The sequence below is a fragment of the Clostridium sp. AF34-10BH genome (assembly GCF_003478095.1).
Classification (GTDB): Bacteria; Bacillota; Clostridia; order Lachnospirales; family Lachnospiraceae; genus Acetatifactor; species Acetatifactor acetigignens.
This window is the reverse complement of the sequence record NZ_QUEC01000010.1, coordinates 25,642-48,913: the sequence shown is the minus strand read 5'-3', so window position 1 is coordinate 48,913 and position 23,272 is coordinate 25,642. Positions and strand designations below refer to the sequence as shown.

The window sequence follows — 23,272 nt, the reverse complement described above, 5'->3', positions numbered from 1 at the left end:
GTTAGAATGAAATTAGGCGGAATTGAAGCCGGCGGCACAAAGATGGTATGTGCCATAGGAGATGAGCAGGGAAATATTTTCGATAGGGCAGTATTCCCTACGGAGACACCGGAGAGTACGGTGCCGAAAATGATAGCATATTTTCAGGATAAAGGAATCGAGGCACTGGGGATCGGCTGTTTCGGCCCGGTGGATCTGAATAAAAAATCGGCAACCTACGGCTATATTACCAGCACTCCGAAGTTGGCATGGAGATTTTATGATTTTGCGGGAGCGTTCCGGGAAGCACTGAAAGTCCCTGTAGGTTTTGATACAGATGTCAATGGAGCAGTGCTTGGCGAGGTACGCTTCGGCGCAGCCAAGGAGTGTGAGAATGCGCTCTATATCACCATTGGTACGGGAGTAGGTGTAGGGGCATATATTAACGGCAGACTGCTGCATGGCCTGATGCATCCCGAGGGCGGACATATCTTCCTGCGCAGGCACCCGGAGGATACCTATGAAGGCTGCTGTACTTATCACGGTGCCTGTCTGGAAGGACTGGCTTCCGGTCCTGCGATTCAGGGCAGGTATGGCAGAAAGGGAGCTGAACTGGCCGGAAGAGAGGATGTCTGGGAACTGGAAAGTTACTACATCGGACAGGCTGTGGCAGATTACATGCTGACTTACTCGCCGGAGAAGATCATTCTCTGGGGCGGCGTGATGCACCAGGAGAAGGTTTTCGACATGGTGAGACAGAATGCGGTGGAGTTTCTGAATGGCTATCTGCCGGAGACCAGCCTGCCGAAGGATATGTCACAGTATGTGGTGGCTCCTGCACTGGGCGAGAACCCCGGAATCATCGGTGCAATGTGTCTGGGAATGGATGCATACCTGATGGAATGTGGGAAGAATCTGTGAGGAGGCTTGATGAAGTAGCGGTTGATAATCCAGAGAGGGTGAGATCACCAGAGAGTTTTCGGCGATCTCGCCCTCTTTTTTGCGGTCCTGTAAGGCAAGGATCTCGGGAGAATCCGGTTTCGCCGTGTCGGGGTTGGCACCGCCGAGACGCCGGGGTACTGTAAGTGGTGTGTGGAACGTTGCTGGGCAGTTCCAAGATTGCGGAGATGAAAACGTGTAACAAAGATTTGAAATTATGTAATAAATAATCATAATTTTGTCAATACACTTTTGGCACTAAAAGCGAAAAGTGCCGAAAATATTTTGGTGGATGACAGGCATAGAGTATGGCAACAGCAGGTTGCTTTTCATAACATGAATTTATCTATATGATATGGTTATGGAGGTAATGACTATGGAAACAAAAAATATAATTTTGAAACTTCGCACAGAAAGAGGAATGTCACAGGACGAGCTGGCAGATAAAATCATGGTTACAAGGCAGGCGGTATCGCGTTGGGAAAACGGTGATACCGTTCCCAATACTGATACACTTAAGCTCTTATCAAAAGAATTTGATGTCTCCATCAATACGCTTTTGGGAGAACCCAGAAAGCTGATCTGTCAGTGCTGCGGAATGCCAATTGATGATGATTCCATATTGGGACGTGATAAGGATGGCACATTAAATGAGGAGTATTGTAAATGGTGCTATGCAGATGGAACGTACACATATAATGATATGGATGAATTGATTGATGTGTGTGTAAAGAATATAGTAAATGAAAACTTTACCGAAGAACAGGTACGTTCTTATCTGAAAGAAATGCTTCCAAAGTTAGATTACTGGAAAAGGTATGATGAACTTAGTGACAATGGGCAGTTTGAAGAGTTTAAAATGCAGTTGATAAATGAAATAAATGATCTGCATATAGACGGACTTCCCAGGGTAGATAAACTAAATGCACTTGTGGGGAAACATGTGAATCTGGAATATAGTCTGCCAAATGGACAGAAAATGAAATTCCTTGATGATCAGAAAACCTATCTGGGGAACCAACTGGAGTCTGAATTCGGAGGAGACAGATGCTTTGGCATTCTGGCAGGTATGGATTTTATTCTGGTATGTACATATGAGAAGAATGGTGAAAATCCGGAGCTTCTGATTTATAAAAAGAGATAATGTTAACAAAAAGAAAATTTCAGCTAACAAAATAGTGGTTTAAGCCGCTACTGCTTCCGGATGAAGTGCATTCCGCAGATATCTCGGTAGTCTTGATTCAAAATCAGCAGTAAATACAGCCAACTGCTCATTGCTGAGCTTTAGGATTTCCTGAAGGCTTGCCATTAAGGCATCCATCAGGATACTAAGTGATCTGCAGAAAGTAATGGGGTTCTTTTTTGGAAAAATATTGTGTAGGGGTCATGCCGTAGTGTTTTTTAAAAACCCGGTAAAAATAAGAAACGCTTTGGAAACCACAGGACTTGCTGATGACAGAGAGAGAATTGCCGCCCTGTTCCACCTGGTGTATGGCATGACGGAGGCGAAGCTTATTAATATATTCTTTTACGGTGAGGGATTCTGTCCGCCGGACAGCCCGGTGGACATAGCTTTCGGACACACCGCAGGATTCGGCGATATCCCGGACGGTCTGAAGCGTTGTATAGTTTGCGTTAATATAATTAATGATCCGCTGAAAACCGGAAGCTTTATTCTCACTGACAGAAATTTCATTTTCAAGAGGATACTGATAGCGAAAAGCTGCCAGATCTGTAAGAATCTGTGCAAGCAACAGGTAGGCAGTGGGAGATTTGCAGCAGGAAGCTGCGTTCCAGTCGACGAGCTTTTGTCTGTAATCCTCGGGAATGAAAATAATCGGTGCCTTGAAACAGGTCAGGTAGGAAGATACTACGGCAGGTAAAAAGTATTTTTCAAGATAGACTTTTGAAAAATGGATGCAGATCCCGGTATAATCCGTGTCACCGACGCTTCGGTGAGAGATATTGCTCTCAAACAGGCTTGCCATGCCGGCTTTTACCCGGTAGGTGATATCGCCGATGGTAACCAGACGCTCCCCGGAGAGCAGAATATAGATTTCATAGTTGGTGTGGTGATGCGAATAGGGCATGGACCATCCTTTTTTTGTATCTTCATAGGAAATTTCAAAATCTTCGCATAAAAAAGTTCTTCTATCTGTCATTTCTGATTCACTCCTCTCAGGTATTATGATGTCGGGGTCAAAAGCCCTTAACTTTGATGCCTACGGATTGTTCCGTGCTTATTGGCTTAGACCTTTCGCCCCTGGCATCATATTATATCAAAAAGGTTCAGAATAATGCAATGAATATAAAAAATAGTTCATGATAGTGAATTTAAAACACTAAAGTTAAGCTATATAATGATTCCGTGATCAAGGAGAAAACATCAGAAAATTTACTATGGATCCGCTAGGGGATTTTCTGTATGGAAAAGGGTCTGTGGGATGGAGCTTATATGAGAATATTGTTGAATGGAAAATGGCATGTAGTACTGGAGGACGGAACCACGGGACAGATGGATCTGCCGGGGACGTTGGATGAGAACGGGATCGGACATAGAGATGTGGGGGCGAATCAGTGGCATCCGGATGCGGTACTGGGGAATGCGGCGGGAGAGATAGACAAAGATGCACCGATCGCTACGAGATTTACCAGGCGGCATACCTATGAGGGAGAAGCCAGGATCAGTCGTAAGATAACGGTACCGGATTACGGAACCGACAGGCTGTTCGTACTGGCGGAGCGGGCACGGGCACTCCGGCTGCTAGTGGATGGAGAAGCGTGTGCGGTGTTCCGGCAGGGGACACTAAGTACACCTTATATTTTTGAACTCACCGGGGCGGCACCGGGAGAACATGAATTTACGTTTCTTTCGGATAACAGCTATCCGGGAATGCCCAAAGCTGCCATCTATTATTCTTCCGCAGCGACGGATGAGACACAGACAAACTGGAACGGGATACTTGGCGAATGCAGCATGTATACCAGACCGCAGAATTTTATAGACAGCCTCCGGGTATATCCGAGAGCGGTGAAAAAGGAAGAGAAAAATAAAGCAGGCGGATATGTGCTGGATGTATGTGTGGAACTGGCACCTGGCGCAAAGAAAGTATATAAAGATGCGAAAATCATATTACAGTCAGAGGCTCTGGCGGCAGGAGAGTTAGAAGACACACAGACATTGACGGAAATTATCAGCTATTCCGGGGAGGGATTAGCGGAAGCCGGAACAGATAAAGAGGAGAATCCGAAAACAATGGAAATCTGGTTCCGTGATCTGCCTCTGCGGGAGAATGTGAAACTGTGGGACGAAGATGAGGGCAATCTCTATGAGATGGCTGTAACCCTGGACAACGGTATGTCAGCAGAAGATAAAGGCGGTAGCACTGCTGAGTGCAGGACCCGTTTCGGCATCCGCTCTTTTGGTGATAACGGCAGCGGCAGACTGGCACTGAACGGTAGGGCAATTTTTCTGCGGGGTGAGGCAAATTGCGCAGAATACCCGGAGACCGGGCATCCACCCATGACAATTCCGGAATGGAAAGAGATGTTATTAAAATATCGCAGTTATGGAATCAACTTTGTAAGATTCCATTCCCACTGTGAGCCGGAAGCTGCGTTTGCGGCAGCGGATGAACTGGGAATGCTTCTGCAGCCGGAGCTGTCTCACTGGGATCCGAAGGATGCCTTTGGAACGGAGGAAAGCTATCGGTATTACCGGGCAGAACTTGTGGACCTATTGAAAACCTATGCCAATCATCCCTCTTTTGTAATGCTGACACTGGGCAATGAATTGCAGGCACAAGATGAAGGCAGAGAACGGATGCGGGAACTGGTCAGAACGGCGAAAAGGATGGATCCGACCAGACTGTATGCGAACGGATCCAATGCCTTTTATGGTGAAGAAGGATGTGACCCAGAGAGCGATTTCTATACATCGCAGAGTTGCAAGGATGTGGTGATCCGCGGAACATTCTCCGGCATGCGGGGGTATCTCAATGAAAACTATCCCTCCGCAGATCGAACCTATGATGAGGCGATGGCAGAGATACGAAAAGAGTATCAGAAGCCGGTATTCAGTTTTGAAGTGGGGCAGTTCGAAGTGCTGCCGGATTTTGAGGAGCTGGAAAGCTTTCATGGAATATCGGATCCGGTGAATCTGAAACTGATCAAAAAACGTGTAGAGGAACGGGGACTTTTGCCCACATGGGAAAAATACGTGGAAGCCACCGGAGAACTGTCGAGGCTGGCATACCGGGAAGAGATTGAAGCAGCTATGCGGACGAGAGAGCTTTCAGGGATTTCGCTCCTCGGACTGCAGGATTTCCCGGGGCAGGGGACGGCACTGGTAGGCATGATGAATTCCCATTTAGAACCGAAGCCCTATGATTTTGCCAGACCGGAAAGGTTCCGGGAATTTTTTCAAGAGTGTAGGATTTTGGTAAAGCTGCCACATTATACCTATGAGGCAGGAGAACGGCTGATCGCAGAAGTGGAAGCAGCGAATTTCGGCAAGGAAAATATCGAAGGAGTATTTTGCTGGACCCTTGCGGGAAAAAAGAGTGTGTCTGAGAATGGAAACTGTGAGCCGGCGGAGATAAAAAGCAAAAATACAGTTATCGCAACCGGAGAAGATACAGAGATAACAATCTGCCGCCCGGGAAGTTATACAGAGGTAGGAAGTCTGGATATTCCGCTCGACTTTGTGGAGAAGAATACCGCACTCACGCTTAAGGTGCGCATCGGTGACAGTATCAGTGCTTATCCGATATGGGTGTATCGAAAGACCACTCCGGTATGCCCGGAAAATGTATATGAGACCAGAGCCTTTGATATGAAGACGAGAGAAATCCTTCAAAATGGTGGAAGAGTCTATCTGTCTCCGGATGCAGACAAAGAGAGTCTGCCCAATTCCATTAAAACACAGTTTACGACGGATTTCTGGTCGGTGGGAACTTTTGCAGATCAGGAAGGCGGTATGGGGCAGCTGATCGATACGGAGCATCCAATTTTTAAGGAATTTCCGACGGATTTTCATACGGACTGGCAATGGTGGATTATGGCAACGAAGCGGGCGGTGATTCTACCGCATCCCATGAAGACGATCATTACGGAGATGGACAGCTATGCATTCTTACGTCCCATGGCACAGATGATAGAGTTTCGATGCCTGAAGGGAAAAGTATTGCTATCCACCATGGAATTGCATAAGAGTCAGCAGTATCCGGAGGTGAGGGCACTGCAGGCGTCAATTTATACGTATCTGTCGGGAGAGAATTTTGAGCCGGCGGAGGAAATAACGGAAGAAGAGTTAAGCATGCTGGTGCGAGGTTAAAATAATATCGGGCGGCGGAAAGAAAGCTGCACGGAGATAAAAGGAGGAAACCATGAATAAGGTTCAGGTCTGGGAAGAAAAAGTGATCATTCCCACATACGAAGCAGGAAAGCCGGATAAGAATCCGATGTTTTTGGAGAAACGTGTCTATCAGGGAAGCTCGGGAAGGATCTATCCCCACACGGTGATTGAGAAGATCAGCGATGAGAAAGTGGATAAGGAGTATACAGCGCTTTTTTTGGAGAACGATTATCTGAAAGTAATGATGCTGCCGGAGCTGGGAGGCAGGATCCAGAGAGCTTATGACAAGACAAATGGCTACGATTTTATATATTACAATCATGTCATCAAACCGGCGTTAGTGGGACTGGCGGGACCATGGATCTCCGGCGGTATTGAGTTCAACTGGCCGCAGCATCACAGACCCAGTACCTTTGATCAGGTGGAATATACCTATGCGGAAAATGAGGACGGGAGCGCTACAGTATGGATGGGAGAGATCGAGAATATGTTCCGGACAGAGGGCGTGCTAGGCATAACTTTGTATCCTGATAAGGCATATATCGAATTATCTGCACAACTCTACAACCGTACGAAAATGCCCCAGACTTTTCTATGGTGGGCGAACCCTGCCGTGGCGGTAAATGATGACACCATCTCCGTCTTTCCAGAGGATGTGACGGCGGTCTATGACCACGGCAAGCGGGATGTTATCAGCTTCCCCTATGCGGAGGGAACCTACTATAAGCACAAATACGATCATGTGAATATCGCACAGTATAAAAATATTCCGGTTCCCACCTCCTATATGGCATACCGTTCGGATTATAATTTTATAGGGGAGTACGATTACGGAAAACAGGCAGGACTTCTGCATGTGGCAGATCATCATATTGCTCCCGGGAAAAAGCAGTGGACCTGGGGATGCGGAGAATTCGGCAAAGCATGGGACCTTGCACTGACCGACGAGGACGGTCCGTATATCGAACTGATGACAGGCTGTTTTACGGATAATCAGCCGGATTTCACATGGATCCAGCCCCAGGAGACCAAGAATTTCAAACAGTATTTTATGCCCTATAAAAATATCGGCTATGTGAAAAATGCCACCATAGATGCCGCAGTGAATGTGGAATATGATGAGACTAAGGGACAGCTTACGGTATCGGCCTATACCACATCCGTGCAAAAAGAGGCAAAAATTCAACTGACACTGCCTGGAGAAAACGGCGGACAGGGAAAGGTACTGTATGAGGAAGTCTCAGATCTGTCACCTGAGCAGACCTGCAAGGTGAAGGTCGATCGGGAGACATTGCAGCAATTTATATCACAAAAAACAGAGAAGCAAAACGACACAGAGGCAATCTGCGGTCTGCGGGTAAGCGTCCTTGCTTCAGATGGCAGAGAACTGGTCTCTTACCGAATCCCGGAAAAGATCGAAGCGGAAGTGCCGGAACCGGCGAAGGCAGCACCGCTTCCCGAAGAGTGTGAAACCACGGAGGATCTGTTCCTTTATGGTCTGCATGTGGAGCAATACCGGCATGCCACTTACCATCCGGAGGATTATTATGTGGAGGGACTGCGCAGGGATCCTACCGATATCCGCCTGAACAATGCCTATGGAAGATGTCTGCTTAAAAAGTGTGATTTTGCCGGGGCGGAAAAATATTTCCGGAAGGCGGTGGAGAAGTCTGTCCGTTCCAATCCGAACCCTTATGATTATGAGCCGTACTATAATCTGGGACTTTCTTTGAAATATCAGGGAAAAGAAAAAGAAGCCTATGATGCCTTTTACAAGGCCATCTGGGGTGGCAACTTCCAGGCACCCGGATTCTATGAACTGGCCTGTCTGGATGCAAAAGCGGGAAGATTTGCAGAGGCTCTGGAACATGTAAACGAATCTATTCTCAGACAGTACCAGTGCATGAAAGCCCGGGCATTGAAGGAAAATATTTTAAAAAAACTGGGAAGAGTGCAGGAAGCGGAAGAATTACATAAGGAGAGCCTTAAGATCGATCCGCTCTATGACAGACAGCCGGAGAAGATCAACCATAACACCCTGCTGGAGCTGATGATCGATCTCTATGAGGCGGGAGATTACGCACAGGGAATCACCCTTGCCGAAAAATGGGTGGAACAACAGAACGTATCACGGCAAGAGGATATTTATCCGCTGGTATATTATTATATTGCTTACGGATACCAGAACCTGCATGGGAAAGAAAATACAGAACAGACAAATCATTACATGACAGTGTATGTGACACTGGGAGAAAATGCGGTAGCGGACGGCTGCTTTCCCCACAGAACGGAAGATTATATCGTATTAAAGAGTCTGGCAGAAGATTATTATCTGGATATGGTTTACTATTATCTGGGCTGCCTGCTCTATGACAGGAGAGCGTACGGCGAAGCCATAGCGGATTATGAAGAAGCGGCTCGCAGGTACCCGGATTTCCCGACGGTACACAGGAATCTGGCACTGGCATATTACAATGTGAAAAAGCAGCCGCAGAGAGCGTACGAGGAAATGGAGAAAGCTTTTGCACTGGATGAGACGGATGCCAGAGTGTATCTGGAACTGGATCAGCTGAAGAAGCGTCTGAATGTTCCCGTGAAAGAACGCTGGAGTGACATGGAAAAATATTTTGACCTGGTGGAAAGCAGGGATGATCTGTATCTGGAGTATGTGACACTTTTAAACACTCTGGGAGAACCTGAGAAGGCTCTCGGCCTGATCAAAGCAAGGAAGTTCCATCAGTGGGAAGGCGGTGAAGGCAAAGTGGCAGCCCAGTACCTGACCGCCTTGTATCAGCTGGCAAAAGCGGCTGTGGAAAAAGAGGACTATGCGGAAGCAAAGGAACTTCTTCTGCGGGCAGTCGGGGAATATCCTCATAACCTGGGAGAAGGAAAACTAGAGTCAGGGCAGGAAAATAATCTGTACTATCTGCTGGGACTGGTGCAGGAAAAACTGGGTGAAGCAAAGGATGCTTTCGAGAGCCTGACAAGGGCCTGTTGCGGAGAGTCAGAACCGGTGGGCATGATGTATTATAACGATCAGCCGCCCGAAATGATCTACTATCAGGGACTTGCATACCGAATGCTTGGGGAAGAAGAACAGGCAGTTCGCAGATTCCAAAAGCTGGTGGATTATGGCAGAGAACATATCAGAGATGATGTAAAAATAGATTATTTTGCGGTATCTCTGCCGGATCTGCTGATTTTTGAAGAAAACCTGAACGAGCGGAACAGAAAGCATTGCCTGTTCATGATGAGCCTGGGACTTAAAGGACTGGGACGGATAGACGAAGCGGAAAAGTGTGCGGAAGAACTACTTGCCATGGACAATGCTCACCAGGAAATCCGGGTACATGATCTGTAAAAAAGCTTGAAAAGAAAGACTTGAATAGGAAGGTTTTTGAGGAAAGGATTACAAAATGGAAAACATGGGAAAAGAGGTATATAGCTATAACAGCGAATGCTTAACCTGCAACGACAGACCGATCCTGCCCATCATGGGAGAATTCCATTTCTCCCGCTATCCGGAAGGGGAATGGAAAACAGCACTTAAGAAGATGCAACAGGGCGGCGTAGACATCGTTGCTGCGTACGTGTTTTGGATCCACCATGAGGAAGCGGAAGGTGAGTGGGATTTCTCCGGCAGAAGGAATCTGAAGGCGTTTTTGAACTGCTGTCAGGAAGCCGGGATGAAAGTATGGCTGCGTATCGGTCCGTGGGCGCACGGAGAGTGCAGGAACGGTGGCTCCCGGACTGGCTGGTGGAGAAAGAAAAGCGGGGCAAACTGTCTCTTAGAACGGATGATCCGCAGTATCTGAAGTATGTGGACATCTTTTTTACCAAGATTGCCGAGCAGGCGGATGGCTATATGCATAAGGACGGAGGTCCCGTCATCGGTATTCAGATCGAGAATGAGTACGGGCATGCCGGAGGTCCTTCCGACAGGGAGGAGGGCATGGCGCATATGCGCACACTCAGAGTTATGGCGGAGAAGAAGGGACTGACCGCTCCTTATTTTTCAGCGACCGGCTGGGGAGGTGCTTATGGGCCGGAAGGATTCCTGCCGGTGCTGGGCGGGTATGTGGATGCTCCGTGGGCGAATCATACCCACGAACTTGCGGCAAGCGAGAATTTCTTGTTTCAGCCTTTTCACGACGATGCCAATATCGCATCGGATTTCGCCGAAGGACAGAGTGGTTTTACCTTTGATACGTCAAAATTCCCTTACCTGACGGCGGAGCTGGGTGGGGGACTGCAGGTGACGGCACACAGGCGCACTTACCCGTATCCGGAGGACATCGAGGCACAGACGATCTGTATGCTGGGAGCCGGGGCAAATCTGATCGGATATTATATGTACCACGGCGGCGTGAATCCTGACGGAAAATATACCACCCTGCAGGAGTCGAAGGCGACCGGCTATGCCAATGACCTTCCTGTGAAAAGCTATGATTTTCAGACGTGCCTGAGGGAAAACGGTCTGCCGTCAGAAAGCTATTATCGACTGCGCAAGCACCATTTTTTTATAAAAAACACACAAGAACTGCTGGCACCGGCAAAGGTGTACCTGCCGGATAATATCTCCGAGCCTGCGAGTGCGGAGGACATGGAGACGCTGCGGGCAGCCTTCCGTTATAATAAAACGGCGGACTGCGGGTTCTTATTTATCAATAATCACCAAAGAAAACGGAAAATGACGGAGAAACAGATCACACCGGAAAAGCCATTACAGTTTACGGTGACAGATGTTGAAGGAATACAGAGGCAGATTATTTTCGACCGGATTCATGTGCGGACGGATGCGATTCTGGTGCTGCCTTACAATCTGCCGGTGGTGATACGGGGAGAGCAGTTCAGACTTCGGAAAACCAATGCCTCTTATCTGGGATGCTTTGGCGGAACTTATTATTTCTATACGGATGAGAAGCCGGAGGATATTTATTTCGAGTGGAGTGATGGCAATGATCATGCGGAAGCGGTAAGGATCCTTACCATACACGATGCGGAGCATTTTTGTTATGCGCAGGAAGGGGCAGATGAAAAGGGCAAGGTGAGTCTGCTGCCGGATCTGCACTTTGCGGAAGCCGGTAAGGTGCGGATCGCGGATGCCGGACAGGCAGTGGAAAGCATCTGGAACGTATATGGTCAAACAGAACCGAACGTCTATGAATTAACCTTGGAATATGAGTATCACCCGGCGGATGCACTGTCTGGCGATGTCTGGCTGGAACTGGATTTCGGTGGGGACTGCGCACGCTTGTATCAGGACGGAAAACTGATTGACGACTGGTTCTCCAATGGCGAGTTATGGCGCGTGGCACTGAAACGCTATGACTATCCGACAAAACTGACCCTGGAACTGGATCCTTTCAAACCGGATGTCTATTATGATCTGCCGCCGAAGCGGGAGAACCGCCTGGCAGGGGCGAGACTGCTGCGGTTAAGTTGACCGGAACCCGGTTTGGCAGGACTCACTTTGGAAACAGAAGGATAGAAAAGAGGATACAGATATGAAAGACATGACACAGGGAAAACCGTTAAAACTGATCATCGGCTTCGCCATACCGATGCTGATCGGCAATATCTTTCAGCAGGTATATAATGTGGCGGATACAGTGATCGTAGGAAGATTCTTGGGAGAGAGCGCGCTGGCGGGCGTGGGAAGCACGGGAACGCTGACCTATTTTCTGCTGGCACTGGTCAGCGGCATGTGTAACGGCGCAGGACTGGTGGTTGCGCAGTGTTTCGGCTGCGGGAATAAAGAGCGTCTGGCGAAGACGGTGACAGCACTGATCTGGGTGGCGGGAGTGCTGACCTGCATCATGTCACTGATCGGTATTTTCGGTGCGGAATTTTTCCTGCGGCTTTTAAGCGTGCCGGAAAATGTTATCGGCTATTCTGCTACGTATCTGCATATCATTTATACTTTTGTTTTCGGCAGTGTGGTCTACAACGGCTGTGCGGCGATCTTAAACAGTGTGGGGGATTCGAAGACTCCGCTGCGGGCGGTGATCGCTTCCTCGGTAGTGAACATCGTGTTTGACCTGTTTTTCATCATTGTGTGTAAGATGGGAGTAGCGGGAGCAGCTTATGCGACGATTCTGGCACAGTGTACTTCGGCGGTGATCTGTTTTGCAAAAGTCATGAAGGGGAGAGAAGAGATTGGCCTGTCTCTGATGAAATGGAAGCCGGAGGCTGGTTATATCCGGTTGGTAGTGAAGACCGGATTCCCGGCGGCATTCCAGTCCTGCATGATCGCACTGGGCGGCATGAGTGTCCAGAGACTGGTGAATTCCTTCGGCTCGTCCACCATGGCGGCCTACGTGGCGGCAAATCGTGTGGACAGTGTGGCGATCCAGGTCATCGTCTCTATTGGAACGGCACTTTCGGTATTTACTGGGCAGAACATTGCGAAGAATCAGTATGACCGGATCAGGGAAGCTCTCTATAAGACATTGGGTGTCATGGTGGGAGCCAGTATTTTTATTGCCTCCATGGTACTTATTTTCCGGGTTCAGTTAATGACGCTGTTTTTGGATGCGAACGAATCGGGAGAAGCCATCGGCATCGGCTGCACCTATCTGACCATTATCGGCGTGGCTTATGTGATCGCGGGGGTGATGCAGAGCTACCAGAATGTGATCCGGGGAGCCGGAGACGTCAATACCTGTATGGTAGCGGGACTGACGGAGCTGTCCGGCAGGATCGTGTTCGCGTATCTATTGTCCGGAACCCTGGGCGTCACGGGAATCTGGATCGCCACTCCTCTGTCCTGGAGTTGTGGCTGTGTGATTCCGGTGATCCGGTATTATTCCGGCAAATGGAAGCACAAGAGGCTGGCCTGATGACCGGAGTGACCGGAACACAGAGGGGCTATTCCGGCCGCATCCATCCGGCAAATTCCAGAATGGACTGGTTCTCAGCCTTTTTCTCGCTCTGCTGCATCTGCTTGCGGTATTCTCTGGGAGACATCTGCATAAGTTTGATAAAGTAGCGGTTGAAACTGGACACGGAATGGAACCCCACCATCTCGGAAATGTCCAGAATAGAGTGTTCCGTACTGCGTAACAGAATACAGGATTTTAAAATCCGGGTGTTGTTGACGTAGTCTAACGGTGAAGTTCCCATAATATCATGGAAAACCCGGCGGAAGTGCGTCGGGCTCCAGTGGCAGAGATCGGCCAGATATTCGATCGAGAACTGTTGCATATAATTTTTCTCAATATATTCCAGAGCGGGTGAGATCACCAGAGAGTTTTCGGCGATCTCGCCTTCTTTTTTACGTTCCTGTAAGGCCAGTATTTCAAGAGAGTCCGGTTTGGCCGTGTCGGGATTGACACCGCCGAGACTTTCGATCCGGTACAATTCAATATAAAGGGAGCATAACAGGCTTCTGGCACTGATCTGATAGCAGGGATTCTGCTCTTCCAGCTCGTGGATGATATGGGACACCAGATAGTTGATGTGGGGAAAAGACTCTTTGCTGAAAATATAGCGGAACCCCGGGAAGCCGTCTGTGGAGAGGTCGTGATTTTTCCAGGAAGCGGGGAGAAGATTGCGGAACAACTCCTTCGGATCCAGAAACAGATAGGACCAGTGGCTTTTTGTGCCCGGGGCACTATAAGTGGTGTGTGGAACGTTACGGGGCAATACGGTGACATCACCGGCATGGAAGGTCTGTTTTTCGCCATTGATCTCTAATGTGCCGCTGTCGGAATGACAGATCCCGATCTCCAGACAGTTATGAAAATGAAGGCTTCCGCTGGGAATATCGGAAATCTTCCAATAATCACCGGACAGAAGCAGTACCGGGAAGTGTGTTGGCAGATAATAACTTCGGTATTCTGTGACAGCTCGTTTGGATTTCGCCATAGTGTGCCTCCTGTTCCAGAGTTTCCTGAATCGCTTTGTGCATCCTGTATGATGATGCAACGGAAAGACATGCTGCAGTAGAAATAATGTCTATACATTATATATAACAATTAAAATGGATAAAATCAACCATTATGTTGCGAAAATGATTTTTTTAGGGTTTGCAACGTTTCCGTGGAAGAGATTAAAAAAGGCTAAAAATACCGTGAAACAGCGAATCCTACAGCAAAAACGCTCCAAAATTCACGTAAAATTTACGAAAATGCAACGAAACTTCAAAACTTACGAAAAACGACCATGATCTATAATGATTGTTTTTGCATAGTTTTCTATATTGATTGATTAGAAAAATATGACAACATGTATGATAATATGCTTACAAGGTTACAAAAAGTGTACAAAATGACGAGAAAATATAGTTGACACTTGAGGAGGTTCGACATGGCGAAGAAGAATGCAGCCAATGTGGTGGGTGTGAAAACAAAAACCACTTGGAAACAAGCTTTTAAAAGAGACTGGCAGTTGTATCTGCTGTTATTGTTTCCGTTGATCATGGTAATTGTATTCAGCTACGGAGCATACCCGGGACTACGGATGGCCTTCATGGATTACAAGCCGGCGAAGGGATATGCAGGCAGTGAATGGGTGGGAATGAAGACATTCATTAAAATATTTAAGGATGCCGATTTCATGAGAGCGCTCCGCAACTCCGTAGTGTTCAATCTGGCAGACCTGTTAGTTGGTTTCCCGATGCCCATCATTCTGGCATTGATCCTGAATGAATTAAGATATCCCAGATTCAAGAAAGTATCACAGACGATCCTGTATCTGCCGCACTTCCTTTCCTGGGCCATCATCGGAAGCGTAGCCATGACAATGTTCCGTCCGAACTCCGGTCTGGTGAACATTCTGCTGACCAACCTGGGAGTGATCTCCGAAGGAATTCCTTTCCTGAATGAGAAATGGCACTGGGCAATTACATATCTGCTGATCGGTGTATGGCAGACGATGGGATGGGGCACGATCCTCTACCTGGCAGCGATCACCGGTATCAACGGAGAATTGTACGAAGCAGCCATGATCGATGGAGCGAACCGTTGGAAGAGAATGTGGCATATCACACTTCCCGGTATCAAGAGCACAGTAGTAACACTGCTGATCCTGAACCTCGGACGTGTCATGGGAAGTAACTTAGAGCGTCTGACCGCGTTAGAAAATTCACAGGTCAAGGACTTCCAGTATCAGCTGGCTGTCTACATTTACAACAAAGGTATTGGAGCCGGAAAATTCAGTGCGGCGACCGCAGTTGGTCTGTTCCAGTCATTGATCGGATTGATCCTGGTTCTGTTATCTGATAAATTCGCAAAGAAGCTTGGCGAAGACGGATTACTGTAGGAGGTGAGAGAGATGAAGAAAAAAGAAGTTAATATTAATGAAGAATCTACCTCCGCAGGCGGAGCACATGCGGTCAACAAATTCCGCATCAGTGATTTCGTCATGATGGCAGTGATCGTCATCCTCTGCGCCAGCTGTGTATTACCGTTCTTACATGTAGCAGTAAAATCCATATCCGGTAATACCGCAGTAATGTCCAAGAGCGTTTACTTCTGGCCCAAAGACATCACCTTTGATGCTTACAAGAAGGTATTTGCAGATAACTCCATGACCTACTCCATGATCTTCTCGGTGATCGTTACCGTGATCTTCACCGCTCTGGGAATGCTGGTATGTACTTGTGCCGCTTATCCTCTCTCTAAGAAGAGATTAAAAGGTAAAAAGCTACTGACCTTCCTGCTGATGGTACCGATGTACTTCAGTGCCGGCATCATTCCCAGCTACCTGTTATATCAGAAGCTGCATGTGCTGGATACCATGTGGGTGTTGATCTTACCTCTGATCTATTCCCCGTACAACATGCTGATCATGAAGAACTACTTCCAGAGTACGATTCCCGACAGCTTAGAGGAATCCGCTTTCCTGGATGGTGCAAGTAATTTCCAGATCTTAAGCAGTATCGTATTACCGCTGTCCAAACCGATCCTGGCAACGTTGTCTCTGTTCTATGCGGTAGGCCGCTGGAATTCCTACGCAGACAACATGTACTATACCAAGAGCGCCGATCTGAAACTGATCCAGTATAAGTTATATCAGTTGGTGGCATCCGCAGCAGAAGCACAGACTTCCTCCCTGGCAGATACCGGCAGTGCGATCCAGTCCACTCCCGAAGTATTACAGGCAGCAAGTATCATGTTTGTAACAATTCCTATCATTATTATTTATCCTTTCCTGCAGAAGTACTTCGTACAGGGTACCATGATCGGAGCAGTTAAGGGCTAAAAGTTAAAAGGAACAAAACAACCAAGTTAGTTTTCCCCAAAACTGGGGGTACACATAAAACTATGTATAATTTTTAAAGAGGAAAATCCTCTCCTCGCCAGGGACTCGGATTTTTCCTTCGGAAAAACAAGGAGGATTGATTTATGAAGAAGAATACTCTTCACAAGGTAATGGCAACAGCACTTGTTGGTGCTATGGCAATGAGCACTCTGACCGGATGCGGCAGCAGCGCGGACAACACAACCGCAGATGCCGGAACAAAGGAATCTGTAGCAGAGAGTTCTGCAGCAAGCACAGATGCAGGAGCATCCACAGCAGTAGCAGGTATTGACGGATGGGAGCCTTTCGCAGACAATGTTACTCTGCAGATCCCCGTATACGATCGTGGTTCTTCCGGAAACGGATGCTCTGATGTAGAGAACAACTACTGGACCAACTGGGTACAGGAGAACTTCGGTGATAAGTACAACATCACGGTAGAATATGTAGGAATTACCCGTAGCGACGTTATGACTGATTACGCTATGCTGGCAGCAAGCCAGAGCCTTCCTACCATCTGTATGGAATATGACTATGATAAGCTGGCAAGCTGGCAGGCAGACGGCTATCTGCAGACCTACGATGTAGAAGAGTTCAAGCAGATCGCTCCTACTTACTGGGAGACCATGGTAGAGCACGGCAACGACGCTTACACCAAGCTGTCTGATGAAGATTATCTGGTACTTGGCTATAGACCTTACGGCAACACTACTTATACCTGGTGCACTTTCTATCGTCAGGACTGGCTGGAAGAAGCCGGCTTCTCTGAGTATCCTGTTGGCGACAACACCAAGCTGTTAGAGCTGTATGCAAAACTGGTAGAAAATGGTCACAAGTATCCCTTAAGCGGTAAGAAAGTAAGCGGCGCAGGTATCGACCAGAACTACGGATACAGAGATTATCCTCAGGATGAGACTACATGGGCAACCACCGGTGACTACCAGATCCCCGCTCTGTCCACCGAGGCTCAGAAGAGATTCTTAAAATGGGAGAATGAGCTGTACAATGATGGTTACTACAATCCTGAGTACTATCTGAGAGATGCTTCCGAGGCAGAGGCAGATTTCATCAACGGTGAAGCATTTACCTGGACCGGATATATCTCCTCCAGCATGAACGTACTGAACTCCTTCTATGATGCTAACCCCGATGCCAAGCTGGCAGTAGCAGTGACTCCTTCCACCTGGACACAGGATGAGACCTGGGGATCTTCCGCTTCTTACAGACCCGGAACCAACTTCGGCATGATGATCGGCTTCGCTAACGATGCTACCGAGGATGAAGTAAAGGCAGCTATGATGTACCTTGAGTGGCTGAACCAGCCCGAGAATCTGTTCACTATGCAGTGGGGTATCGAAGGCGTGAACTTCAATTATGATGATAACGGCGATCCCGTAGCAGTAGCAGATCAGACCGGTCTGGCTGAGCAGCAGGGACACAACAACAACGTAGACTACTGGTGTGCAGTAACCGCAGTTAAGACCCTCGGATCTATCGAGAAAGATATCCAGGCAGTTACCCCTCAGGGTATTCCTCAGGACTTCTATGATCAGATCCTGGCTAACTACAACGGACAGGTTGCTATCTATGAAGCAGGCAAGGCTAACTCCGACTGTCTGTTCGCAACTTCTATCGATGCAGTAACCGAGTACAACCAGACACTGTATGATCTGTACACCGAGTACCGTGATAAGCTGACCATGTGTTCTAAGGACCAGTTCGACGCTCTGTATGACGAACTGAGCCAGAAGTATCTGGATGCAGGTTATCAGGAAGTTATCGATGAGAGACAGGCTGCTCTGGATGCAGGTAACACCACCAGACTTCAGTAAGTAAAAAGTTTTATTACAGGAAGTACATACAGCCCCCAGGCATGAATGGCTTGGGGGCTATATTAAAAATGTAACTATTCAGAGCGATTTTGTGAATGGGGTTCTGAATAGTTGAAGATACTTTATGTCCTTTTCCGACCGACTGTTTTACAATAAAAACAACTGTGGGAAAAGAATATAAAGAGCCAAAAGGCAGAAATGGAGGAGCTATGTTAAAACTGGAATATGATAAGAAAGAAATAGAGGGAGTCATTGACAAGATCGTCAAAAAGACTATGAATATGGATCTCACTTGGGACTGGCCCTGTGGTGTGGCATATTACGGAATCAGCGATGCCTATGAAAAGACAGGCAAGAAGGAATATCTGGATCTGTTAAAGGATCGTATCGACGAACTGATCGATCTGGGACTGCCCAAGGTATGGACAGTAAACGCCTGTGCCATGGGACATTGCCTGATCACCTTATACCAGGCCACCGGAGAGCAGCAGTATCATGACATTCTTATGAGTAAGATCGCTTATTTAAGAAAAGATGCCCTGCGTTTCGGAGATCATGTATTGCAGCACACCGTATCTGCCAACAACGATTTTCCGGAGCAGTGTTGGTGTGACACTTTGTTCATGGCAGCGTTCCTGATGCTGCGTGTGGGCGTGATGGAACACGATGAAGAACTGATCGATGATGCCTTGAACCAGTACTACTGGCATATCAAATATTTACAGAATCCCAGCAGTGGACTCTGGTATCACGGCTATGACAATATTGCCGGAGATCATATGTCCGGCATCTATTGGGGAAGAGCCAATGCCTGGGCAGCATTTACCATGTCGCAGGTAGGCGGTATTCTGCCTCAGTGCTATCTGTATCCGAAGTATATCGATGTGGCCGGCTCCTTAAATGAGCAGTTGGCAGCCCTGAAGGTATACCAGACGGAGAATGGATTGTGGAGAACCGTAGTGGATGATCCGGAATCTTATGAAGAGATTTCCGCATCTGCAGGAATTGCCGCAGCAATGCTGACCAGAGGCAATCCTTTACACAGCAAATATATCAACAAGGCCATCAAGGGCCTGCTTGCCAATGTCAGCGAGGATGGTAAGGTGATGAATGTCTCCGGCGGAACTGCCGTCATGAGAGACAAGGAAGGATACAGAGGCATTCCCAAGGCGTATATTCAGGGATGGGGACAGGGACTGGCACTTTCCTTCTTTGCAACCTTGTTAATTTCCGATGATATTGAGAAGGATGGTGCGTTATAGATGTTTCGCAGGAATTTCCTGTTCGGAAAGGATGGAGGAACGGCCAATCTGATCGATGTGGGCAGCGAAGACCTCTATCAGCCGGGCAAAGGTTACGGTTTTGTAACAGAAAAAAACAGAAGAGAGCAGAAGTTGCTGCAGATCCGGGAACTGAATTCCTCTTTTGATACGATGTACTGGTATCAAAACGAACAGCTGTCCTTCCTGAAGGAAGATGAGAACGGCTGCTATCTGGATTCTGCGGAAGAAGTGGCAGCGTTGGAGAGGCAGTCGGGAGAACCGATGTCTGGCTCACCCAGGAGGATTCCGCTGATCTTCAAGGTAGATGTACCCAGACAGGGGAACTACAGGATCACCCTGACCATCCGATCAGAAGAGGAAATGGGAGAGATACTGATCTTCACCGGAAGAAGACGGCTGGCTTTTCATGGCACAGTGGGAGCCGGAGAGTTCACTTATACAATGATTACAAATGTCTGCGATATTGTACCTGTGGGTTATTCCCGGATTTTTGCGGATAAGACTGTGGATATTGCAGTACTGGCGGACAGACCAAGGATCAGTGCTCTTACGGTAGAAGAGGTGAACGGTCCTACGGTTTATCTGGCGGGAGATTCCACAGTGACAGATCAGCCCGGAGATTATCCCTATTATCCAGGCACCTGTTACTGTGGCTGGGGACAGATGCTTCCGGCATATTTTGACACACGTGTGGTAGTGTCGAATCATTCCCACTCCGGACTGACTACCGATAGCTTCCGCAAGGAAGGGCATTATGCGGTGATCTCTCAGTACAGCAAGCCGGGAGATTATGTGTTTTTCCAGTTCGGGCATAATGATCAGAAGCTTCCCGGGCTGCAGGCAAAGGGCGGATACCGGGCGAATCTGCAACGCTATATCAAAGAAAATCAGGCAAAGGGGGTCTATCCGGTATTGGTGACACCCATTGCAAGAAATACCTGGAGACTGCGGGATCAGACTTATCTGGATCTGCTGGAGGAATTCGCGGATGTATGTCTGGAACTGGGAGCACAGTACGGAATTCCGGTGCTGGATCTTCATGCCCACAGCAAGAAATATGTGTTGGAAAAGGGCTTACAGGATGCCAAACCCATCTTTTTCCCCGGGGACTATACCCATACCAATGACTTCGGTGCTTATAAGATGGCAGGATATGTGGCACAGGAGATCCGGGAGAAATGCAAAGGTCATTCTGAAAGAGCCTACGCTTATCTGGCAGAGTGCGTGACGGATGGTTTCGGCGCATGGGAGCCTGTGGGACAAATCAATGTTCCTAAGAAACCGGAGATCTACAAGGACATTCCGGATCCTGCAGGAGATCAGGTGCTGTTGTCTGAGGCAGAGCAGCTGGAACGTGTGGTCAGACTGTGTCTGAAAGAGGAATTGCTGTAACAGGACAGATATTGTACTGGAAAATAGAAGTGAAGAAATGACAGGAATGAAAAATAAGCAGGAATATGAGGAGGAACTCAGAATGGGAAAAGGTGGTTTTACCTTACCGGGAGAATCAGGATATGAAGAACTGACTCTGAAAATGGCGGAAAAATGGGGAGCAGATGTGATCCGTGACAGTGATGGGACCGTGCTTTCCGACGAAATCACCCATGCCGGTTACGGAATCTATTCTACCATTTGTATTATCAGAGATCACAATGCCTGGGCAAAGGAGAATCAGGACAAATTACAGCAGACCTTCCTGTGCACACCGCCCCAGGTAGCAGAGAGTGACACCCTGACCATCGGACTGATGGACAGCTTTTTTGCGGAGCAGTTCCGGATCAATGATAGCGCAGAGAGTCTGGAATATTGGGAGATTTATGACAGAACTACCAATGTGAAGATCGACAATGCGGACTGGAGCTATGACAAAGAGAAGGGAAGCGTGTCCCTGAGCGGCATCATCCCTTTTCATAAGTATACAGTAAGCTTCTTAGCCTATCGTATCTGGGAAGAAATCTCTATGTACAATCATACTACGAACCACTGGGACAAGGAGCATCTGATGCAGATCGATCCCAGATATCCTGAGACTCAGGAGTATCTGCTGGGCTGGATGAAGCACTGGTGTGAGACCCATCCGGATACCACGGTGGTGCGCTTTACCTCCATGTTCTACAATTTCGTATGGATCTGGGGCAGCAGTGAGAGGAACCGGAATCTGTTCTCTGACTGGGGTTCCTATGATTTCACTGTGAGCGTTCCTGCTTTACAGGAGTTCGAGAAACAATACGGATATCGCATGACAGCGGAAGATTTTATCAATAAGGGACAGCTGCATGTGACTCATATGCCTGGCAATGCGAAAAAGGCGGATTGGATGGCATTTATCAATGATTTCGTTATTTCCTTTGGCAGGAAGCTGATCGATATGGTGCATTCCTACGGCAAAAAGGCTTATGTCTTCTATGACGACAGCTGGGTAGGCGTGGAGCCTTATAATGGCAGATTTCAGGAGTTTGGTTTTGACGGACTGATCAAATGTGTATTCTCCGGTTATGAAGCCAGACTGTGTGCGGGCGTGGATGTGCCTACACATGAACTGCGTCTGCACCCCTATCTGTTCCCGGTGGGGCTGGGCGGTGCTCCGACTTTCATGGAGGGCGGCAATCCCACACTGGATGCGAAAAAATACTGGAACAGCGTAAGACGTGCCCTGCTGCGTGCGAAGATCGACCGGATCGGTCTCGGCGGATACCTTCATCTGGTGGAGGGTTTCCCGGATTTCTGTGATTATATTGAAAAAGTGGCAGATGAGTTCCGTCTGATCCGCAGCTTCCACGATGCGGGAGAACCTTACCGCATCAAGACCCGTGTGGCAGTGCTGCATTATTGGGGAAGCTTACGTTCCTGGACCTTGTCCGGACACTTTCATGAGACTTATATGCATGACCTGATCCACATCAACGAAGCTTTGTCCGGACTTCCTGTGGATGTGAAATTTATTTCCTTTGAGGATGTAAAAAATGGTATACTGAAGGACGTAGATGTCGTAATCAATGCAGGTAGAGCCGGAAGCGCCTGGAGCGGCGGGGATGCCTGGAAGGATGAGGAGCTTGTTACTGCACTTACAAAGTGGGTACACGAGGGAGGCTGCTTTATCGGTGTGAACGAGCCTTCCGCTGTGGAAGGATATGATACGTATTTCCGTATGGCACATGTGCTGGGAATTGACGAGGACACCGGCGCAAGAGTCTGTCACGGCAGATGGACCTTTGAGACAGCGGATCCTGAGCATCTGATCCCAGAGGGCGCAGATGTGGAAGCGAAGGAGAACCGGTATCTGACGGATGGAAAAGCACAGGTACTTCTGGCAGACGGCGGGAAGCCACTGATCACACTGAATCATTTCGGCAAGGGACTGGGAATCTATCTGTCTTCCTTCCAGGTGAACCTGTGGAATACCAGAATGCTGTACCAGCTGATCCGTTATGCCGGTGGAGAAGGCACCTTCGGCAGCTATATGACGGATAACCTGTATACGGAATGTGCTTATTACCCGGAGAGTAAAAAACTGGTAGTCATCAACAACAGTGATACTGAGCAGACTACCACCATCCCCACGGAAGCGGGCGCATGTACGGTAACCATTGCACCTTACGACACTACCTTTGTAGAAATCAGATAACCAACGATAACGA

Annotated in this window: 16 protein-coding genes; 13 read left to right on the top strand and 3 right to left on the bottom strand. The window is 48.1% G+C overall.

Translation table 11 applies throughout. From position 1 onward, the window contains the following. Positions 1-6: 6 nt before the first annotated feature. Together DWZ61_RS08680 and DWZ61_RS08675 are read left to right on the top strand one after the other, a co-directional pair. Positions 7-900 carry an ROK family protein gene (locus DWZ61_RS08680; protein ID WP_118538092.1) on the top strand — a complete coding sequence of 298 codons (894 nt, stop codon included), beginning with the start codon at positions 7-9 and terminating at the stop codon, positions 898-900. Positions 901-1,294: 394 nt separating this feature from the next. Next, a complete protein-coding gene (locus DWZ61_RS08675) occupies positions 1,295-2,062 on the top strand; it encodes a zinc ribbon domain-containing protein (RefSeq protein ID WP_118538091.1) in 768 nt (255 codons plus the stop codon). A 39-nt stretch (positions 2,063-2,101) separates the two neighbouring features. Here the strand turns inward: DWZ61_RS08675 and DWZ61_RS20380 are convergent, their stop codons facing one another. Further along, positions 2,102-2,227 (bottom strand): hypothetical protein, encoded by a 126-nt coding sequence (locus DWZ61_RS20380; protein ID WP_265104439.1) that lies wholly within the window; start codon positions 2,225-2,227, stop codon positions 2,102-2,104. A 19-nt stretch (positions 2,228-2,246) separates the two neighbouring features. After that, on the bottom strand, positions 2,247-3,080 hold the full coding sequence (locus tag DWZ61_RS08670) for an AraC family transcriptional regulator (RefSeq protein ID WP_118538090.1): 834 nt from the start codon (positions 3,078-3,080) through the stop codon (positions 2,247-2,249). Between the two features lie 263 nt (positions 3,081-3,343). On the opposite strand from DWZ61_RS08670, the gene DWZ61_RS08665 reads away from it, so the two are divergent. The 5 genes from DWZ61_RS08665 to DWZ61_RS08645 all read left to right on the top strand — a co-directional run bounded on the left by DWZ61_RS08665 (position 3,344) and on the right by DWZ61_RS08645 (position 13,116). Beyond that, positions 3,344-6,253: a glycoside hydrolase family 2 TIM barrel-domain containing protein gene (locus DWZ61_RS08665; RefSeq protein WP_118538089.1), complete on the top strand. Its 2,910-nt coding sequence runs from the start codon at positions 3,344-3,346 to the stop codon at positions 6,251-6,253. Positions 6,254-6,305: 52 nt separating this feature from the next. After that, a complete protein-coding gene (locus DWZ61_RS08660; RefSeq protein ID WP_118538088.1) occupies positions 6,306-9,635 on the top strand; it encodes a DUF5107 domain-containing protein in 3,330 nt (1,109 codons plus the stop codon). Positions 9,636-9,690: 55 nt separating this feature from the next. Beyond that, positions 9,691-10,089 (top strand): beta-galactosidase, encoded by a 399-nt coding sequence (locus tag DWZ61_RS20180; protein WP_118538087.1) that lies wholly within the window; start codon positions 9,691-9,693, stop codon positions 10,087-10,089. Continuing rightward, positions 9,987-11,720, top strand: coding sequence for a beta-galactosidase (locus DWZ61_RS08650; RefSeq protein WP_243026380.1), 1,734 nt, complete (start codon positions 9,987-9,989; stop codon positions 11,718-11,720). The genes DWZ61_RS20180 and DWZ61_RS08650 overlap by 103 nt, the downstream gene beginning before the upstream one ends. Before the next feature lie 61 nt (positions 11,721-11,781). Next, positions 11,782-13,116: an MATE family efflux transporter gene (locus DWZ61_RS08645; protein ID WP_117465058.1), complete on the top strand. Its 1,335-nt coding sequence runs from the start codon at positions 11,782-11,784 to the stop codon at positions 13,114-13,116. Between the two features lie 28 nt (positions 13,117-13,144). On the opposite strand, the gene DWZ61_RS08640 is transcribed toward DWZ61_RS08645, so the two are convergent. Next, entirely contained in the window at positions 13,145-14,143 is a 999-nt protein-coding gene (locus DWZ61_RS08640; protein WP_117465059.1) for a helix-turn-helix domain-containing protein, read from the bottom strand. A gap of 441 nt (positions 14,144-14,584) precedes the next feature. Here DWZ61_RS08640 and DWZ61_RS08630 point away from each other — a divergent pair, with 441 nt between their 5' ends. From DWZ61_RS08630 to gnpA, 6 genes are all read left to right on the top strand, one after another. After that, positions 14,585-15,538, top strand: a complete 954-nt coding sequence (locus tag DWZ61_RS08630) for an ABC transporter permease subunit (RefSeq protein WP_118538085.1) — start codon at positions 14,585-14,587, stop codon at positions 15,536-15,538. Between the two features lie 12 nt (positions 15,539-15,550). Continuing rightward, on the top strand, positions 15,551-16,480 hold the full coding sequence (locus tag DWZ61_RS08625; protein WP_117465061.1) for a carbohydrate ABC transporter permease: 930 nt from the start codon (positions 15,551-15,553) through the stop codon (positions 16,478-16,480). 143 nt (positions 16,481-16,623) lie between these two features. Continuing rightward, positions 16,624-18,351, top strand: a complete 1,728-nt coding sequence (locus tag DWZ61_RS08620; protein ID WP_117465062.1) for a sugar ABC transporter substrate-binding protein — start codon at positions 16,624-16,626, stop codon at positions 18,349-18,351. 209 nt (positions 18,352-18,560) lie between these two features. Then, a complete protein-coding gene (locus tag DWZ61_RS08615; protein ID WP_022313448.1) occupies positions 18,561-19,613 on the top strand; it encodes a glycoside hydrolase family 88 protein in 1,053 nt (350 codons plus the stop codon). Continuing rightward, complete coding sequence (locus DWZ61_RS08610; protein ID WP_117465063.1) at positions 19,614-21,026, top strand: rhamnogalacturonan acetylesterase; 1,413 nt, start codon at positions 19,614-19,616, stop codon at positions 21,024-21,026. Between the two features lie 37 nt (positions 21,027-21,063). Continuing rightward, positions 21,064-23,259: a 1,3-beta-galactosyl-N-acetylhexosamine phosphorylase gene (gnpA, locus tag DWZ61_RS08605; RefSeq protein WP_243026377.1), complete on the top strand. Its 2,196-nt coding sequence runs from the start codon at positions 21,064-21,066 to the stop codon at positions 23,257-23,259. The last annotated feature ends 13 nt before the right edge of the window (positions 23,260-23,272 follow it).

What these genes read in the sequence shown, in the direction of transcription:
- DWZ61_RS08680 (WP_118538092.1), top strand. Translation starts at nt 7, where the DNA reads ATGAAATTAGGCGGAATTGAAGCCGGCGGCACAAAGATGGTATGTGCC.
- DWZ61_RS08675 (WP_118538091.1), top strand. Translation starts at nt 1,295, where the DNA reads ATGGAAACAAAAAATATAATTTTGAAACTTCGCACAGAAAGAGGAATG.
- DWZ61_RS20380 (WP_265104439.1), bottom strand. Translation starts at nt 2,227, where the DNA reads ATGGCAAGCCTTCAGGAAATCCTAAAGCTCAGCAATGAGCAGTTGGCT.
- DWZ61_RS08670 (WP_118538090.1), bottom strand. Translation starts at nt 3,080, where the DNA reads ATGACAGATAGAAGAACTTTTTTATGCGAAGATTTTGAAATTTCCTAT.
- DWZ61_RS08665 (WP_118538089.1), top strand. Translation starts at nt 3,344, where the DNA reads ATGGAAAAGGGTCTGTGGGATGGAGCTTATATGAGAATATTGTTGAAT.
- DWZ61_RS08660 (WP_118538088.1), top strand. Translation starts at nt 6,306, where the DNA reads ATGAATAAGGTTCAGGTCTGGGAAGAAAAAGTGATCATTCCCACATAC.
- DWZ61_RS20180 (WP_118538087.1), top strand. Translation starts at nt 9,691, where the DNA reads ATGGAAAACATGGGAAAAGAGGTATATAGCTATAACAGCGAATGCTTA.
- DWZ61_RS08645 (WP_117465058.1), top strand. Translation starts at nt 11,782, where the DNA reads ATGAAAGACATGACACAGGGAAAACCGTTAAAACTGATCATCGGCTTC.
- DWZ61_RS08640 (WP_117465059.1), bottom strand. Translation starts at nt 14,143, where the DNA reads ATGGCGAAATCCAAACGAGCTGTCACAGAATACCGAAGTTATTATCTG.
- DWZ61_RS08630 (WP_118538085.1), top strand. Translation starts at nt 14,585, where the DNA reads ATGGCGAAGAAGAATGCAGCCAATGTGGTGGGTGTGAAAACAAAAACC.
- DWZ61_RS08625 (WP_117465061.1), top strand. Translation starts at nt 15,551, where the DNA reads ATGAAGAAAAAAGAAGTTAATATTAATGAAGAATCTACCTCCGCAGGC.
- DWZ61_RS08620 (WP_117465062.1), top strand. Translation starts at nt 16,624, where the DNA reads ATGAAGAAGAATACTCTTCACAAGGTAATGGCAACAGCACTTGTTGGT.
- DWZ61_RS08615 (WP_022313448.1), top strand. Translation starts at nt 18,561, where the DNA reads ATGTTAAAACTGGAATATGATAAGAAAGAAATAGAGGGAGTCATTGAC.
- DWZ61_RS08610 (WP_117465063.1), top strand. Translation starts at nt 19,614, where the DNA reads ATGTTTCGCAGGAATTTCCTGTTCGGAAAGGATGGAGGAACGGCCAAT.
- gnpA (WP_243026377.1), top strand. Translation starts at nt 21,064, where the DNA reads ATGACAGGAATGAAAAATAAGCAGGAATATGAGGAGGAACTCAGAATG.